This window comes from Ferrovum sp. PN-J185 (assembly GCF_001581925.1).
GTDB lineage: Bacteria > Pseudomonadota > Gammaproteobacteria > Burkholderiales > Ferrovaceae > PN-J185.
In genome coordinates, this window is the sequence record NZ_LQZA01000001.1 from 926,353 (window position 1) to 942,907 (window position 16,555).

17 protein-coding genes, 1 tRNA gene and 1 pseudogene are annotated in these 16,555 nt (G+C 34.8%); 4 read left to right on the top strand and 15 right to left on the bottom strand.

What is annotated here, in order from left to right:
• The first annotated feature begins 101 nt into the window (after window positions 1-101).
• Window positions 102-1,310, top strand: a complete 1,209-nt coding sequence (locus FV185_RS04485; RefSeq protein WP_067494008.1) for a hypothetical protein — start codon at window positions 102-104, stop codon at window positions 1,308-1,310.
• 132 nt (window positions 1,311-1,442) lie between these two features.
• On the opposite strand, the pseudogene FV185_RS04490 reads toward FV185_RS04485, so the two are convergent.
• From FV185_RS04490 to FV185_RS09870, 10 genes and pseudogenes are all read right to left on the bottom strand, one after another.
• A pseudogene (locus tag FV185_RS04490) lies at window positions 1,443-1,682 on the bottom strand (sodium:solute symporter); the annotation flags it as partial.
• A gap of 163 nt (window positions 1,683-1,845) precedes the next feature.
• Window positions 1,846-2,856 carry an inorganic phosphate transporter gene (locus FV185_RS04495; RefSeq protein ID WP_067494012.1) on the bottom strand — a complete coding sequence of 337 codons (1,011 nt, stop codon included), beginning with the start codon at window positions 2,854-2,856 and terminating at the stop codon, window positions 1,846-1,848.
• Window positions 2,857-2,959: 103 nt separating this feature from the next.
• The gene (locus FV185_RS04500; protein ID WP_067494016.1) at window positions 2,960-4,000 is read right to left on the bottom strand and encodes a methyltransferase domain-containing protein; all 1,041 of its coding nucleotides are present in this window, start codon (window positions 3,998-4,000) and stop codon (window positions 2,960-2,962) included.
• Window positions 4,001-4,070: 70 nt separating this feature from the next.
• Window positions 4,071-4,808, bottom strand: a complete 738-nt coding sequence (locus FV185_RS04505) for a DUF3047 domain-containing protein (RefSeq protein ID WP_067494018.1) — start codon at window positions 4,806-4,808, stop codon at window positions 4,071-4,073.
• Window positions 4,809-4,812: 4 nt separating this feature from the next.
• On the bottom strand, window positions 4,813-5,430 hold the full coding sequence (locus FV185_RS04510; RefSeq protein WP_067494020.1) for a TIGR04282 family arsenosugar biosynthesis glycosyltransferase: 618 nt from the start codon (window positions 5,428-5,430) through the stop codon (window positions 4,813-4,815).
• Window positions 5,427-6,104 carry a TIGR04283 family arsenosugar biosynthesis glycosyltransferase gene (locus tag FV185_RS04515; protein ID WP_067494035.1) on the bottom strand — a complete coding sequence of 226 codons (678 nt, stop codon included), beginning with the start codon at window positions 6,102-6,104 and terminating at the stop codon, window positions 5,427-5,429. The genes FV185_RS04510 and FV185_RS04515 overlap by 4 nt, the downstream gene beginning before the upstream one ends.
• A 1-nt stretch (window position 6,105) precedes the next feature.
• Window positions 6,106-6,909: a DUF547 domain-containing protein gene (locus tag FV185_RS04520; RefSeq protein ID WP_067494038.1), complete on the bottom strand. Its 804-nt coding sequence runs from the start codon at window positions 6,907-6,909 to the stop codon at window positions 6,106-6,108.
• A 1-nt stretch (window position 6,910) separates the two neighbouring features.
• On the bottom strand, window positions 6,911-9,064 hold the full coding sequence (locus FV185_RS04525) for an FAD-dependent oxidoreductase (protein WP_067494039.1): 2,154 nt from the start codon (window positions 9,062-9,064) through the stop codon (window positions 6,911-6,913).
• Window positions 9,061-10,035, bottom strand: coding sequence for an arsenosugar biosynthesis radical SAM (seleno)protein ArsS (gene arsS / locus FV185_RS04530; protein WP_067494041.1), 975 nt, complete (start codon window positions 10,033-10,035; stop codon window positions 9,061-9,063). The genes FV185_RS04525 and arsS overlap by 4 nt, the downstream gene beginning before the upstream one ends.
• Before the next feature lie 75 nt (window positions 10,036-10,110).
• Window positions 10,111-10,518, bottom strand: a complete 408-nt coding sequence (locus FV185_RS09870; protein ID WP_197457747.1) for a putative iron-sulfur cluster-binding metallochaperone — start codon at window positions 10,516-10,518, stop codon at window positions 10,111-10,113.
• Between the two features lie 124 nt (window positions 10,519-10,642).
• Between FV185_RS09870 and mtnP the strand changes: the two genes are divergently transcribed.
• Both mtnP and FV185_RS04540 read left to right on the top strand, forming a co-directional pair.
• Complete coding sequence (gene mtnP / locus FV185_RS04535; protein ID WP_067494043.1) at window positions 10,643-11,509, top strand: S-methyl-5'-thioadenosine phosphorylase; 867 nt, start codon at window positions 10,643-10,645, stop codon at window positions 11,507-11,509.
• A 47-nt stretch (window positions 11,510-11,556) separates the two neighbouring features.
• On the top strand, window positions 11,557-12,393 hold the full coding sequence (locus FV185_RS04540; RefSeq protein WP_067494044.1) for a sterol desaturase family protein: 837 nt from the start codon (window positions 11,557-11,559) through the stop codon (window positions 12,391-12,393).
• A 25-nt stretch (window positions 12,394-12,418) separates the two neighbouring features.
• On the opposite strand, the gene arsH is transcribed toward FV185_RS04540, so the two are convergent.
• From arsH to FV185_RS04555, 4 genes are all read right to left on the bottom strand, one after another.
• Window positions 12,419-13,111, bottom strand: a complete 693-nt coding sequence (gene arsH / locus FV185_RS04545; protein WP_067494047.1) for an arsenical resistance protein ArsH — start codon at window positions 13,109-13,111, stop codon at window positions 12,419-12,421.
• A gap of 1 nt (window position 13,112) precedes the next feature.
• Complete coding sequence (arsC, locus tag FV185_RS04550) at window positions 13,113-13,520, bottom strand: arsenate reductase (glutaredoxin) (protein ID WP_067494049.1); 408 nt, start codon at window positions 13,518-13,520, stop codon at window positions 13,113-13,115.
• A 207-nt stretch (window positions 13,521-13,727) separates the two neighbouring features.
• A complete protein-coding gene (locus FV185_RS09785) occupies window positions 13,728-13,856 on the bottom strand; it encodes a hypothetical protein (protein ID WP_267865440.1) in 129 nt (42 codons plus the stop codon).
• Between the two features lie 470 nt (window positions 13,857-14,326).
• Window positions 14,327-14,411 (bottom strand) — tRNA-Leu (locus tag FV185_RS04555).
• Window positions 14,412-14,458: 47 nt separating this feature from the next.
• Between FV185_RS04555 and FV185_RS04560 the strand changes: the two genes are divergently transcribed.
• Window positions 14,459-15,199, top strand: a complete 741-nt coding sequence (locus tag FV185_RS04560; protein WP_067494052.1) for an SDR family NAD(P)-dependent oxidoreductase — start codon at window positions 14,459-14,461, stop codon at window positions 15,197-15,199.
• Here the strand turns inward: FV185_RS04560 and radA are convergent.
• Window positions 15,181-16,551 (bottom strand): DNA repair protein RadA, encoded by a 1,371-nt coding sequence (radA, locus tag FV185_RS04565; RefSeq protein ID WP_067494055.1) that lies wholly within the window; start codon window positions 16,549-16,551, stop codon window positions 15,181-15,183. The genes FV185_RS04560 and radA overlap by 19 nt on opposite strands.
• Window positions 16,552-16,555 lie beyond the last annotated feature (4 nt).

The window sequence follows — 16,555 nt, forward strand, 5'->3', positions numbered from 1 at the left end:
ACAAATTAAGTTTTTTGTAACTAATCGTAAGATTACGTATGTGTTTTTTTCTACTTTTTTTTTATTCTTTTCTTCATCATCAACTAGTAATGGAGAATATAATGCTTAACAAAAAAAATAGATTTAAACACGTTTGTGCAATTGGAACTTTGTCTCTTGCTTCAATTGTTTCTCTCAATGCGAACGCCGGTGCAACTATTAACTTTGGTGATAATCAATCAGTGGATATTGGTTTAGGGATAAGAACTTCCTTTGACAGCAACAATATTCCGAACCAACCAAATAGCAAATCGTTTAATGTAGATAATTTACGTCTCTATACAAATTTTAAATTTTCTGATGTTATAAAAGCCACATTTAACACAGAATATAATAGTTCATTAAATTCTGTATCACTCTTAGATGCATACGTTCAATTTGAGCCTAATCAATCTTATAACATTTGGTTAGGTAGATTGTTACCAGCTGCAGATAGAGCAGATATGGAAGGACCTTTCTATATTACAACTTGGCTGTATCCAGGTGTTTCTTCTGTTTATAAAGAACAATATCTTGATGGCAGAGACCAAGGTGCGACATTCTGGGGCGTTGTTGCTAACGATCGTTTAACCTACGCGATAGGCGCATATCAAGGAATGGGGAAAAATTCTTCAACTGGTAATCAATATCAAGGTGGTGGTGGCAGTAGCGATCTTATGTACACTGCAAGGTTAAATTACAATTTCTGGGATACGAAAGTTGATCCGGCGTATTTTGCTAGCAGTACGTATTGGGGAACTCACGATGTACTGGCTGTTGGATTAGCGGGCATGGCTCAGAACAGCGGCACGTTAACTAGTACAGGTACAGCAGGATACTCAGCATATAACATTGATATGTTAATGGAGAAAAAAATGTTAAACGGTGGAGCGTTAACAATTTCTGGTGCTGCATATAAAGTTGATACCTCTAATACACTTTCTAATTGGAGCGGATGTGATACAACCCAGGTAGGGGGTGCAGCTGGGGGTTGTTGGGGAGGACCAACTTACCAAGGTAGATCGTATGTGGCCTCAATTGCTTTTTTATTCCCTAAAAAACTTGGTTATGGAAAGATACAACCATATTTTCAACATCAAGATTTTAAGCCAGATGCCTTTGATACAGGAATCAGTTTAGGTCAAACAGTAAGAACTATCCAAAACGAATTAGGTGTTAATTACGTAATTAAAGGTTATGACGCAAAGTTAACTGCAGCTTACACAAGTACAGTACAAGCAGGTAGTTCCGCATCAAGTGGATTTATATTAGGAACACAATTCCAATTTTAACTACGAAGCACTTGCTGATGCATAACTTAATTGTTCTCCCACAAAAGAGTTATGTGTCAGCAATCACCTTGCCATCCACTTCCCCCTACGGTAAAAGTCAGCAATGGTTAATAGCTTTTTGCGATAGAGTTAAACCGCAAAGAAGATACCCACTAAAATAAGACACTGTGAATAGCCAAAGGGATTAGCAACAATCCCATGAAGTCCTTCTTTTATAAATATAGCTGGAATACCAAGAACTGTTTCCGAACAGAAACAGGTAGCAAATACTGCCGCAGTAACTACTGGTAAAGGCATGCTGTGACCAGCAGCATAATCTGAAGTGTTATGAACTCGTAAAGCCAACCATACCCCGATGGTTACAGAAATGATTCAGTAATCAATCATAAAACCTAATAGCATAGGGATGTATTAAGTTGTTAGAGTTATAAATTAACCGGATTATTATATCCTGACTGATTTATCATTGTATTTAATTTAAACAAATTACTATTAATTTCAAAAAAATCAATTCAACTAATTGGCTATGAGATTATTATTGATTTAAATTGAAAGATAACATAAAGGCAATTATACCCGAGAGTGGAAGAGTAATAATCCATGATAGGAGGATAGAATAAAACATTTTTTTATCAAAAAACTCACTATTACTATATCCAATACCAGTAATTGAGCCAACAGAGACATGAGTTGTGGAAACAGGTAAACCAAAATTACTGGCAATTAATACTAAAAAAGTAGTAGTAAGATTGGCTTTAATACCACTTGAGTAATCAAGTGTAGTTATTCTTTTACTCATTGTCATGGCAACAGGTTTGGCAAACAAGAAACCACCCGCAGCCATCAAACTTATTACAGTCAAAAGACAAGTTATTGACGAAAAAAAAGGTAATACTAACAGTAAAGAGGCAATTTTTGGCGTATCGTTAATTCCTCGTGATAATGATATTAGAAATGCAGATAATAGATGAAGAAGGTTTTGTTTTTTGTTTTGAACTACTGAATAGTCAATTTTTTTTAAAAGGTCAACCGAGTCATTTTGGTCTCTTTTAGAAAGAATGCCGGTTACAAGAGCCTTCTTGTTGAATAAATATGAAATAATTAACGACACTAAAGGGCTAAAGAGCAACGGAAAAACAAAGGTTTTGATGATCTTGTCCCAATAAAAAGTAGTACTTGGGATAGCAATTGCGCTTCCAACCAACGCACCTAAAAGAGCATGTGTCGTTGAAACAGGGAAACCAAATTTAGTCGCAATCAGTAATGTAATTGAAGCACCAACTGCAATAGCTAATACAAAGTTATAATGAAACTTATTATTGAGAACTATAAATCCATATCCTGTAAATTCTGACAGAATATGTTTAGACACTAAAATCGATAACAACCCACCTAATACCGTAGCAGTAGTACTGAGAATAAGGGCTTTTCGATAAGATATAAGACCGGAACCCCAAACAGTTGCGAATCCTTTGAAGTTATCATTAGCGCCGTTAAATAATGAAACCAAACAAGCAAAAACAAATACGACCACAATGACCAACATATAAAAAACCCATTTATCAGATTTCTATTTGTCGGCTTTATTACGTTTTTATTACAAACATTGTTACTTAATTATTGGTCAAAGAAAGAATATTGTGTCGTCTTTAACAACAGCTTTGAGATGAGTTTATCCTAATCTCAGTGCTGTAAGGAATAGTACTACCGCACCCTTCAAAAACACCATAATGATGATCAAAATCACCGATAAATGTAAAATCATTCTTAAAGCGTGATTCATTCAGCATTCTAAAAGTGTTTCCACATACTGGAAAAACCTTATGTGAACCAATTTGATGATGCTTATCAAGAGTAAAGCTATGAGGAAGATTTTCGATTGTCCCATGATAAATAACAGCTTGCCCATGATCTTCACAGGAATCCTCTAGTCCTATAATTTTAAATAAACGATAAGTAGCAGAGTAAAACTGTATTTCACCAATAGATTGTTTTAACAGTGAGTCTGTCACTTCTATTGGATGGTCACTGACAAGCCTGGGATCCAAGAAACCACTTTGCTGTGCAAATCGTCGAAAATCGTTCCAATATAAAGCCCCACCCAAACACTCTCCATAAAGAATAGGGTCATTTACTAAATGTTGAGGTAAACGACGATCGGCATAAACATCAGAAAAGTAAAATTCCCCACCATTCTTTAGTAATTTGTAAATACTCGATAAAACAGATTTTTTATCTAAAGTAAGATTAATCACGCAATTAGAAATAATGATATCAAAGCTATTTTCCTTTAAACCAATTTCGTCAAGATTTTCTAGAAACCCTTTGACGAAGCTGACATTGTTATAGCCAAACTTATTCGCGTGATAACTTATATAAGACTCAGCAATATGTAATTGCTCTTCTGTCATATCAACCCCAACAACCTCACCCTCGGGACCCACAAGCTGGGATAATAAATAAACATCACGACCAGTTCCACAGCCTAAGTCTAAGACACGACAACCTTTTAGTTTCTCAGGTGCCACTAAGCCGCAACCATAATAACGACTAAGAACATCGTCATGGATATTCCCAATTAAGGGCTTTATATAGTCAGGTATTTGTGTAGGATCACAACATGCAGAGGTTCTTAAATCTAAAGATGACTGAAGTTTTTTTCCATAATAATCCTTAACAATTTCATGCATAAAGTTGATCCTTAATAGATTAGTTTTGAAAATAAGTTATTAGTCGTAAACTATATATATTTATTACAAATTAGTGACATAAATTAGGGTTATTTACAAATTTCACATCTGCAAACCCTGCATGTGCCTGAGAGTGGGTATTATCCGCATCTGAAGCAAAACCAATTGACGAAATATTAAAGTCAGAAGTTCCAAAAGATTTTTGTAAATCTGCCAAAAGATTTCTTTTTTCTAATATCCACTGATGACTTTTCAAGTCACCACTTTCCACAACTATCATGCTATCTTGGCTTACATAAGGGCTAAATAATTGATAATTAATAGGATTCTTATTATCCCATACATAATCTATAGCAACGTCAGGTGTTTGATAACCAACCAGTCCCAATAAAGTAGATTTTGTTAGGGAGAATATAGAAGACTGGGTATTTGTAAAAGTAACATAAATGCGAGCTGCATAATCATCTCCAGATTTACTACCCATTATTGCTTTTTCTACTGATTTATCAATTCGCCAATACCAGCAGAGATAAGGAGTCTTTTTTAAATCAAAACTTAGGGTTCTGGAATATACAGCCATACTGGAGTCGGCAATAGCTTCAAGTGCAACTTTATTATCCCAACTTCTAACATTAAATATTGTTGGAGGAATACTGTCATTAAATCGAATTATCTTCCACGGATTTTCCTGTGAACTTACACTAGATAAAAAATTAAGTTCTACAATATTGTTATTACTAGTTGCGTAAGAAATATCTAAATTTAATAAAAAAAAGAGAAAAAAACATAAGATTGACTTACGGGTCATAGAATCATTCTTTTATATAAAAGCTACTGGGTATTCGTACAAGGTCTGAAATATCATCAATATCATGAAGCGTTTTTAACTGTTTTAACGAATAACCAAGCTCTAATATATTATCCATGGTTTGATTAGCAACTTTTTCTGTACTCCACATAATGTTTTTAAATATGTGAGGATCAAATTTTTTTAATCCTAATAATGTGAAACCCCCATCATAAGCAGGACATATAACAGTATCAAAATTATCTAAAGTATTAAATGCATCTAATAAGATATGTTTATCAATTTCAATACAATCTGTGCCAATAATTAACAATTTGGTGTTATTGTCATAAAACTGTTGTGCAGCATGAATAAGGCGATCTCCTAGTGATCCATCACATTGCTGAGTTATTCTAACTTTAGGGTTGTTAATTAATTCACTCCAATCAAAAAAAAGATTATTGGATGTGACAATCAGTTCAACTGAGTCAATAAAATCACATGAATTTAGAGTATTCAAATTATGTAAAATTAAATTTTTAGCTAAGTAGGCAGTATTATCTAGACCCAAATGTGGAATTAACCGTGTTTTTGCAAATCCCCGTATGGGTGCCTTAGCAAACATAATGAGCTTATTTTTCATTTATAGAGACTTTTTAAATATACTGGGTTAACACCAATCCAATAAAGAAAACGTAAATACCACATAAGTAATATGGTTTTAATTATTCCGTAATCTTCCCAGCGTCTTCCTGATGTAAGTACTTTAGAGGTAAAACAAATAGGTTTTGAAATGGATTTTAAACATCTAGAAATTTCAATATCCTCCATGAGAGGTTGCTCTGGAAATCCGCCAATCCGTCTAAAGAGTTTGTAGGATATAAATATAGTCTGATCTCCTGTTGCAATTCCTGATAATCTCGAGCGCAAATTGATAAAAAAAGAGATAATTTTAAAAAAAGAGTAACTACCTATTATTTCGACATCAAATCTACCCCAACTATCTTCCTTTACGTTTAATTTTAATAAATCCATTACAGCGTGTTCTGTTAAACGAGTATCAGCGTGAAGAAAAATTAGTAACTTATAGCATTCTAAAGTTACACCAGCATTCATTTGAATCGAACGCCCTTTTGAGGAAGAAATTAGAGGAATCTTTGAATCTATAATTTTCTTAGTACATCCATCGGTACTACCGCCGTCAACTACAATAACATCTAAATTAAATTTTTTAATCCATAACAAATGGTTAATTAAGTCATTAATTTGTGTTGACTCATTAAGGATTGGAATAATAATCAATATTTCACTTTTCATTTTAGTTAAAGGAATTTAATTTCCAATTGTAATCAAGAAAATCAATTTTTATTTGAGTAGTGTTATACGAGTTATTACTCTTATTAGGTATACCTAATTCCTTGGCATATAAATAAAAGAATTCATTTAGAGAATATGCATTTCTCCATCCACTTTCAAAATCAGATCTATACCATTTAAATATTGAAGATACGTTTAAGGTGTCTTTATTTAAATAATTTCTTGATTTATCTGATAAAAATCGTTTGGCTTGGTCTTCTAACTGACCATCCAGTTTGTAACCTATATAAGCCTCATTTCTCAACATAGGACAGCCGATAGAGGCGCAATTAACTGCAAAATGAACTCGTGGATCGTTATAACGATGTGAGCCACGTATTAATCCATGTTCCAAATCATCTAATGAAATGGTTTGACCAAATAAATTCACAATTTCCTTTTTCCAGGGAGAGGAAAACAAACTACCAAGATCTTTGATAGATGTTAGATTTGGATATTTAGATAAAATTAACTTTACCGTATTTGCGTTATAAACATTAATCAAAAAGGAAAGCTGATCATTTTTATTCCATGAGTCAAACTCTGCTTTAGTAACTTTCGCAGTTTGATCAAGATATTGATCTAATTGTGTAACATTGTTTTTAAATAATTGATAATTTACCTTTGAAGAAAAACCATCATTACTTATAACAACTGATTGATGTAACAATGAATCCCAAATTTCATGATTAAATGTATTTGTATAGGCAAGTTTAACTGTTGAGAGTAATAAGATTGATAATAAAAATTTAATTATATTTTTCATATTAACTAATACTCCATCTATGGAATAATCTAAGAAACTCTAAGAGTTTTTTAGGAGAATGATTTCTTTTCCATTCACCTGCAACATATTTGTTGGCTTCATTCCAAGTTGGATAAGGATGAATTGTTGCAAGAATTTTATTCAAGCCTAATTTGTATTTCATAGCTAGAACAAATTCAGAAAGCTGCTCCCCTGCATGAGCGCTAACAATAGTAACCCCAAGAACTCTATCTTTTCCTGGGACAGTTAAGACCTTAATAAAACCACCAGTATCAAATTCAGTAATAGCACGATCTAACTCTTTCATCTCAAAGCGTGTCACTTCATAAGCTATACCCTTACTTTTGGCTTCATTTTCATTCAAGCCAACTCTTGCAATTTCCGGATCAAGGAATGTAACCCAAGGAATAACCGAATAATCAACCTTAAACTTTTTAAATTTTCCGAATAAAGCATTAACAGCAGCATACCAAGCTTGATGAGCGGCAGTATGCGTGAATTGATAGGTGCCAACAACATCACCTGCTACAAATATATTTGGATAAAGGGTCTCTAAATAGTCATTTGTATGAATTTTGTTATTTGTATTTATACCAATATTCTCTAATCCAAAACCAGACAATCTAGCAGTTCTGCCTAATGCAACTATCACTTCATCGTAATCTATATTTTTTTCTATCGAACCATGTTTAACCACTAATGTTTTTTGATTGGATGATGATTTTTCAAAACGTAATGCTTCGTGCTCTAAAAGTAATTCCACACCAGAATTGATTAGAGAATCTTGAGCGATACTTGAGATATCTTCATCCTCACGCATTAAAACACGTTGAGCCTTTTCAATCAGTGTTACCTTTACCCCAAGTCTTGCAATAGCTTGAGAGAGCTCACAACCAATTGGTCCACCTCCTAGTATTAATACGTGATTGGGTGGTGTTTTTAGTTGATGAAAATGATCCCACAATGTATCTGAAGTCAAGTAACCACTAGATTCAATACCTGCAATGGTTGGAACTATGGGTCTTGCACCGGTAGCCAGTACTATATTTTTCCCTGTTACTCTACTGGTGTTATTTAAATTGTCTTTTATCTCAACTGTCCAAGGATCAATTAATTTTGCATATCCTTGTTTTACAATTACCCCTAATCCCTCGTATCTTTCCTTACTGTCATGGGGAGCAACAGTTGTTATTGCATCGTTAACCTTTTGAAATGTCTTAATCCATGTTTCTTTAACAAAAGTTTGAGTAAGATCTTGAGGAAGATTCTTCTTGGTTTGATAAGTAATCTTTGCGTTTTTTATTAATGCTTTGCTTGGAACACAACCATAGTTAAGACAATCCCCTCCCATTTTATTAGCTTCGATTAAGGTCACTTTAGCTTTTACTGCTGCGGCAATATAAGAAGTAACTAACCCAGCAGCGCCTGCACCAATTACGATTAGATTATTGTCAAATTTAACTGGCTTATTCCACTTAGAGTAAAGTTTTGATAACTTATATTTATTAAGTACTAGTTTACTAATCCAAGGAAGAATTCCAATAAATACAAAAGATAAAATTAAAGTAGGAGAAGTTATATCAGATAAGGCGTGGATTTTGTTAATTTCAGTACCTGCGTTGACATATACTAATGTGCCTGGAAGCATACCTAGTTGACTGACCAAGAAAAAGGTACTTAAAGACATTTTTGTTACACCCATAATGAGATTAATAACAAAAAATGGGAAAATTGGAATTAATCTCAATGAAAAAAGATACATAACTCCATCAGTACTTATACCTTTGTCTATTTCAGTCATAAAACTTGAAAATTTATTTTTCACCCAATCTCTAATAAATATTCTTGAAATAAACATCGCCATGGTTGCTCCAATGGTTGAAGCAAAAGAAACCATTATGGTTCCTTTTATAAAACCAAATAAAGCACCTGCTGCAAGCGTTAATATAGTGGCACCAGGCAAAGACAAAGCAACCGCTATGATATAAATAATGAAAAAATAAATACCAGAGGTTAATTGGTGTGTATTAGTATAGTTTTGTAATTTTTCTTTGTTTTCCAATAAATAACGCAGACTCAAATACTGTGTAACATTAAAATGATAAAGTATAGAAAGTAGGATTATTAAGAATAAAAAAATAAGAATTTTTTTCATATAGATATATTTTCCTCAAATGAACCACCACAACTGCTTCCACTTCCAGCAGTGCATCCATAGCAATGCTCGGCAACAGAAATATTCTGGTTATTTAAGTTAAATAAATTGATGTTTTTGATATGCATTTTTTCATTTGAGGATTTACACGGAATATTTAACTGTTGGTTAAAATCACAATCATAAACGTAACCCTGCCAATCGATACTAATTAACGATTTACACATTAAATGATCTAAATTTATGCTATTAAAATTATCCTTTAGTAAAGTCAGATACTGATTAAATAATTTTTTGGATAATAACGTGGAGCCAAATCGCTGAATGGGCATGTTTGTGATCGTGTAAAGACTGTTGAAATAAATTCCAAATTCATCCATTAAGACACGTTTATAATCACTTTCTAATTTCTTTTGGGGGGGAGGTAAAACAGGACCTTGTGGATTATAGACAAGATGTAATTTAAGTTCAGAATTATCTGATCCATAACCCAATTGATTTAATAATTTAATAGCAGCAATACTCTTTTCAAAAACGCCCTCACCTCTTTGTTGGTTAACGTTTTTGAGGCTATAACATGGCATAGAGGCGACAATTTCCACCTTTTGATCTGCCAAAAAAGCAGCGAGATCACTTTGATCATCCTCAAACAATATAGTTAAGTTACATCTATCAATGACTTTTTTGTTATTTTTCCTAGCAGTTTTTACCAATTCTCGGAACTTTGGATGCAATTCTGGTGCCCCACCTGTTAAATCCAAGGTCTCTACTAAAGGATTACTAAGATGCTCTATAAGATATGACAGTGTTTCTTCGGTCATCATTTCTTTTCGATTTGGACCTGCATTAACATGACAATGAACGCAGGACTGATTACATTTGTAACCTAAATTAACCTGTAATGTGGTCAGCTGACTTCTCTTAATTGACGGAAAATCTGTATTTTGTAAATATGGTAATGTCTCTAGCATAATTAACTCCTTTCTCAGTAGTCGAATGAGAGTCTAAAAAATTACATTTTTAGAAAAAATTTCAAGGAGTGATAGTTAAGATTTAAGATTTTTAAGACAACACTTACCCGATGGATTGTTTATCTCACAGGCACATAGTCCTTTTTTTGTTTGATTTGATACAAATTCTTTAAGATTGGGCTGTAGTTGGAAATCTAATTTCGAGATGTTAAAACAAAAACACAGTGTGTTTTTCATGCTTTCGCTTTGAATTTTTAATTCATCAAAACCAATTGTCGTATTATCTTCACAAAAATAGATAACGGAGCATTTAGATGAAGAGCAGAAATAAAAGTTTTTATCAGAAAAATCAAATAACCAAGGTTTTTTTAATTGATAAAGAATAGTTTTGTGATTTACTAAATGGCTGTCATTGTCACAGCTAGGACATTTAATTTTTTTTGTACTATTGTTTTTTGTCTGATCCTTAGTACAACAACTCATTATGTATTGACCTTAATATGATTAAAGTAAAAAATCAACATTTTATTAAGTCTTATTTAAAACTTATGTAATAAATTATGACTTCTTACGTCTAATATTATACTTACCTTTTATTAACACATTTATGAAAACATTTAGTATCGGAATTATTGGTGGAAGCGGATTGTATGATTTGGATAATTTATCCAATTTTCAGGAACATATTATTAATACACCTTTTGGTGTTCCTTCAGATCCTATAATTACTGGAACAATTGATGGTATTCCTGTGGCCTTTTTATCAAGACATGGCAAGGGGCATCGATTAATACCTTCCAAAATTCCTTTTAGAGCAAATGTTTATGCACTAAAAACACTTGGAGTCAAATACTTACTTTCTGTTTCTGCAGTCGGTTCACTACGTGAGAGTATCAAACCATTGGATATCGTTCTACCTAGCCAATATTTAGATTTCACAAAAAATAGAGTTAGCACCTTTTTTGACGAAGGCGTTGTTGCTCATATTTCGATGGCTGAACCCGTTTGCACTACATTATCTTCCATAGTAAAAAAGTCCATTGAGAACGTAATTAAAGAACAAACACTTCAAGTACATGATAATAAAACATATATTTGTATTGAAGGTCCACAGTTTTCTACAGTTGCAGAATCCAATTATTACCGACTAATCAATGCAGATGTCATTGGTATGACTAATATGCCAGAAGCAAAATTAGCTTTGGAAGCACAAATGGCTTATTGCTCAATAGCGTTTGTGACGGATTTTGATTGCTGGCACCCAAAAGAAGAAAATGTAAGCGTATCGCTCGCCATTGAAAACCTACATAAAAACATACACTTGGCGAAAATTATTATCCAAGAATCTATTCATAATATACATACAACTCTACCTGCTACCAAAGCACATCACTCACTTAAAAATGCTATTGTCACAGAGCTGAGTACCTTGAATACAGAGTATAAAGAAATTATTGATGTATTATTGGCCTAATAGTTTGAGATGATTTTTAAAACTAAAATCAAGGGATATTAAAAAAAATGACAAATTATATTTATTCCCATGAACTTATTATCAGACTATCTGCTTTTATTGGTATTTTTGTATTGATGTATGCCTGGCAGACAGTCAAACCACGCAGAAAACTACTGGTTTCTTTAGTGTCTAGACAATCTAATAATCTTGGCATAGTTGTTATTAATACAATTCTATTACGTGTTCTATTCCCACTTAGCACAGTTGGCCTTGCATTTTATGCTTATTATCATGGATGGGGACTACTTAATAACATCAGTCTTCCCACTACTTTAAAAATTCTAATATCGATTATATTTTTGGATTTGGTTATATATATTCAACATGTGATGTTTCACAAAGTATCATTTTTATGGAGATTACATTGTGTTCATCATGCTGATTTAGAGATAGACGTAACCACTGGTATACGTTTCCATCCTATAGAAATTATCCTCTCAATGCTGATCAAATGGTTTTCTATAATTTCCTTTGGTATACCTGCCCTTGCCATCATTGGCTTTGAAGTTATTCTAAATGCCACGGCACTGTTTAATCATAGCAATATTGATCTACCCTCTCCTGTAGACAGAATAATAAGATTATTTTTAGTGACCCCAGACATGCACCGAATTCACCATTCAACAATCAAATCAGAGATGAACAGTAACTTCGGTTTCAATCTACCATGGTGGGATAGATTATTTGGTACATATAAAAAGAATCCAAAACTTGGTCACTTAGGTATGACAATTGGCTTGGAAGCTCTTCGTGATCCAAATCAGGTGAATCGTCTCTTGGGTATGTTAGCTTTACCTTTAAATATTTTTAAAAAAATTGACTCATCATTAAGAAATAATTGAGTTTGTCTGTAAACACACCGTAAAGTTACTTATTTTTTAGTTCCAAACGTTCGCTGTATCTATCAGTTAAAAATGAAGAAATATCCCGAGTTAACAAGGTGAACTTGTATAACTCCTCCATCACATCAACCACACGATCGTAATAAGAGGATGGTTTCATTCGACCTAGTTCATCAAATTCCTGAAATGCCTTAGCCACTGAAGATTGATTAGGAATGGTTAGCATACGCATCCACCTTCCTAAAATCCGCATTTGGTTAACCGCGTTAAATGACTGCGATCCTCCGGATACTTGCATTAACGCCAGAGTTTTACCCTGTGTTGGACGGATTGCACCTTGAGTTAGAGGTATCCAATCTATTTGTGACTTCAGGATACCAGTCATGGCCCCATGTCTCTCAGGTGAACACCACACCATACCCTCTGACCAATTAGCAAGCTCTCTGAGTTCTACTACCTTTTCATTAGCTTCAGGTTCACTATCAGGTAAGGGTAAACCCCGAGGATCAAAGATTTTTACCTCTCCACCTAGCGCCTCTAATATCTTTGCAGCCTCTAATGTTAATAGCTTACTGTATGAACGCTCCCGTAAAGATCCGTACAACATCAAGAATTTAGGAGGATGTGTAGAAAAGTCTATATGAGCAAAATCAGTAAGACTGGTCTTTTTAAAACATTCAAATTGGATATTAGGTAAAATATTATCAGATTGAAACATGTTATTCCTCTTTTTTTATAACCAGCTCACCGTCTTCCTTATAAAAAGTTTCCCTCTGTGGCTGAGTGAGTATTTCTAAAACTGTCTCTGAGGGTCTGCATAATCGAGTACCCAAAGGAGTAATGACAAACGGTCTATTGATCAGAATAGGATTAGCTATCATGGCGTCTAATAATTGCTCATCCGTTAAAGAAGTATTATCAAGACCAAGATCATAATAAGGAGTTCCTTTAATTCGGATTGCCTCGCGAACCGATAAATTAGCCTCTTTTATCATCGTTAATAGTTCGTTACGAGTTGGAGGATTAATAAGATACTCGATAACTAATGGCTCTACTCCACTATTTCTAATCATTGCTAATGTATTGCGTGAAGTGCCACAAGATGGATTATGATAAATTGTGATCATGGTTTACTCTCATTCTAGTAGATATTAATTGTAGTGAATTTATCCATTAATAGAATATTTAATGTATAAATTACTAAGATTTATCAAAAAAATAAAATACAAAACAATAATAAACTAAAATTGTGACAGATCATCGTTACTTTGTTCTACAGAACATTTCATGGCACAAGGACGGGGTGACGTTCTTCCACAGGAAAGAGAGTCGTTCTAATCTTGTGCAAGACCCTTGCCACGCTCACTTGCCACAACACAAATTGGACCATAGGCATATGCATCATGAGTACGCTCAGGATACGCTTTGAGCATCGACTGTAGTACTGGAATATCTCCGCACATTTCAACCGTTGAACTGAATAAAACCCAACCACCAACCGATTTCGTCTTGCCACTATCTGTGGCAATGCATCCATCATTAAAATCAATTGTGCATGAGATATTAAAGCAGACAAACTTCCAACATTCGAAAAATGATTAACGCTTTGAAGAGCCAAAATGCCATTCAAATCATGTTCTGTTGCAACATCAATTCAAACTTCTTTCTTATTACGCCCTTAAGGAAAGTATCCGTTTTATTGAGGGAATCCCACACATCTAGATTGTAGTGCTCAAATACTCGCTTAACCTACCGAGAACCGTCCTGTTAAACTATCCGGAATTTCCGGATACTTGGCTCACGGTTGACTTCCTTACCGGTATACAAATTTGTATGTGCTCATTGACAGTGCGCACATCCTTGTCTAAAAGATTCAAAAAACCGAACCAATTTAGTTTTGAAGGAAAAAAGTGAAAAAGTTAAAAAGGGGGGATGGTGCCGCGGAAGGGACTCGAACCCCCACACCTCTCGGCGGCAGGACCTAAACCTGCTGCGTCTACCAATTTCGCCACCGCGGCATAAGATGTTATTCTAACAACCTTATCAATTATTCGCCATAATTATCATGCCTTTGTTATTAGAAAATAAGACAATACTTGTTACAGGCGCTGGATCTGGCCTTGGAAAAGAGATGTCCATTGCCTATGCTAAACAAGGTGCAACAGTTCTACTTTTGGGTAAAAGCCTAGATAAACTTAATCAAACATATGACCAAATTGTAGAAAAAGGCTATATCACTCCGGTTATTGTTCCTCTTAATCTTGAGACCTTAACTGAATCTCAAGTAACCGAACTTGCTTTAATTATTGAGAATCAATGTTCAGGTCTTAATGGAATTCTACACTGCGCAAGTCGCTTTGTTCCACTCGGGCCATTATCAAGTCAACATGTAGACCAATGGAAAAATGCTTTCAACTGTAATGTATTTGGTGCATTTGCACTAACGAAAGGTTTAATACACATACTTGAACAAGCTCATGATGCTTCTGTTATTTTTACCATTGAGCATCACGGCTTAACACTTCCTCCATTATGGGGAGGATTTGGTTTAACACAAAATACCGTGTTAAACCTTATGCAATTATTTGCTAGAGAATATCAAAATAACCTATCTATCAGGTTTAACCTAATTGCTCCAGGCCCCATAGCAACCCCTATGCGTATCAGGACACATCCAGGAGAAATCAATCAAGATCAACGTCCTGCAAGCTTATTAATAGAACCTTTTCTTTATTGGATGAGTGATGCCAGTCGTGGCAGAACTGGGGAAATTATAGAGTTAAATAACTATACTGAAGGGGCGTGATCACGTAAGAGTGTCAACGCCTCATCAACTCTATCTACTGTATAGAGGGTGATTCCTTCAATAGATTGTTTAGCACGATTGGCTTTTGGGATAAGTGCATGGGTGAAACCTAATTTTGCCGCTTCCTTTAATCTCTCCTGACCTTTTTGTACTGGACGAATCTCACCTGACAGACCAATCTCTCCAAAAATGACCCATTGCGGTGGTAGAGGTACCCCTCTAAAACTACTTACCGCTGCAGCTACAATCGCCAAATCTGCAGCAGGTTCTGTAATTTTCACCCCTGCAACGGCATTAATAAATACATCCTGATTATGACAATAGATACCTGCGTGACGGGTTAAAACAGCAAGTAACATAGCTAATCTATTTTGCTCCAAGCCTACTGTTAATCGCCTCGGGACAGATTGATGAGACTCAGCAACTAAGGCTTGTATTTCTACCGCCATTGGTCTTGTACCTTCAAGTGTTACAGTAATTGACGATCCAGGCACGGGATGGTCATAGTGTGATAAAAAAAGCGCTGAAGGATTTGTTACTTCTTTAAGTCCTGTCTCTGTCATGGCAAATACACCAAGCTCATTAACGGCACCAAAACGATTTTTTATGGCGCGTATTAATCTAAAGCTGGAACTGCCTTCACCTTCAAAATACAACACCGTATCTACAATATGCTCTAATACTCTTGGCCCTGCTATGGTCCCTTCTTTGGTAACGTGCCCCACCATCACCATCATGACTCCTAATGATTTGGCAACACGGGTTAACTGTGCAGCACACTCACGTACTTGGCTAACAGAACCGGGAGCAGAATTAAGAGCTTCACTGTATACAGTTTGAATAGAGTCAATCACCACTAAATTTGGCTGACCCTCTTCAATTACTCGAATAATTTTCTCTAATTGAATTTCAGAGAGAATTTCTGCCTCTCCTGTTTTCAATCTTAATCTTTCAGCACGCCCCGCTACTTGTTCAGGGGATTCCTCTCCTGTTACATATAAAACCTGTAAACCATTCAAACCAACCTGAGTCAGTGTTTGTAGTAATAACGTGGATTTTCCAATACCAGGGTCACCCCCTAAAAGTATTACTCCACCCCTGACAAATCCCCCCCCAAGTACTCTATTTAACTCTGCCATACCAGATGAAATACGCTCAATACTTTGTTGACTTACATCACTCAAGCGTTGCGGTTTTTGAGTTTCATTAAGAGGTTTAAAACGAGAGGGAGAAGATTCTATGACTGTTTCTACTAAAGAGTTCCACACCTGACAATGAGGGCATTGGCCCTGCCATTTGGGGCTTTGTCCACCACACTCAGTACAGGTATATAGAGTTTTACTTTTCGCCACAAGT

Excerpts from the sequence above, each read along its gene's own strand:
- FV185_RS04485 (WP_067494008.1), top strand. The coding sequence starts at position 102 with ATGCTTAACAAAAAAAATAGATTTAAACACGTTTGTGCAATTGGAACT.
- FV185_RS04495 (WP_067494012.1), bottom strand. The coding sequence starts at position 2,856 with ATGTTGGTCATTGTGGTCGTATTTGTTTTTGCTTGTTTGGTTTCATTA.
- FV185_RS04500 (WP_067494016.1), bottom strand. The coding sequence starts at position 4,000 with ATGCATGAAATTGTTAAGGATTATTATGGAAAAAAACTTCAGTCATCT.
- FV185_RS04505 (WP_067494018.1), bottom strand. The coding sequence starts at position 4,808 with ATGACCCGTAAGTCAATCTTATGTTTTTTTCTCTTTTTTTTATTAAAT.
- FV185_RS04510 (WP_067494020.1), bottom strand. The coding sequence starts at position 5,430 with ATGAAAAATAAGCTCATTATGTTTGCTAAGGCACCCATACGGGGATTT.
- FV185_RS04515 (WP_067494035.1), bottom strand. The coding sequence starts at position 6,104 with ATGAAAAGTGAAATATTGATTATTATTCCAATCCTTAATGAGTCAACA.
- FV185_RS04520 (WP_067494038.1), bottom strand. The coding sequence starts at position 6,909 with ATGAAAAATATAATTAAATTTTTATTATCAATCTTATTACTCTCAACA.
- FV185_RS04525 (WP_067494039.1), bottom strand. The coding sequence starts at position 9,064 with ATGAAAAAAATTCTTATTTTTTTATTCTTAATAATCCTACTTTCTATA.
- arsS (WP_067494041.1), bottom strand. The coding sequence starts at position 10,035 with ATGCTAGAGACATTACCATATTTACAAAATACAGATTTTCCGTCAATT.
- FV185_RS09870 (WP_197457747.1), bottom strand. The coding sequence starts at position 10,518 with ATGAGTTGTTGTACTAAGGATCAGACAAAAAACAATAGTACAAAAAAA.
- mtnP (WP_067494043.1), top strand. The coding sequence starts at position 10,643 with ATGAAAACATTTAGTATCGGAATTATTGGTGGAAGCGGATTGTATGAT.
- FV185_RS04540 (WP_067494044.1), top strand. The coding sequence starts at position 11,557 with ATGACAAATTATATTTATTCCCATGAACTTATTATCAGACTATCTGCT.
- arsH (WP_067494047.1), bottom strand. The coding sequence starts at position 13,111 with ATGTTTCAATCTGATAATATTTTACCTAATATCCAATTTGAATGTTTT.
- arsC (WP_067494049.1), bottom strand. The coding sequence starts at position 13,520 with ATGATCACAATTTATCATAATCCATCTTGTGGCACTTCACGCAATACA.
- FV185_RS09785 (WP_267865440.1), bottom strand. The coding sequence starts at position 13,856 with ATGTGCGGAGATATTCCAGTACTACAGTCGATGCTCAAAGCGTATCCT.
- FV185_RS04560 (WP_067494052.1), top strand. The coding sequence starts at position 14,459 with ATGCCTTTGTTATTAGAAAATAAGACAATACTTGTTACAGGCGCTGGA.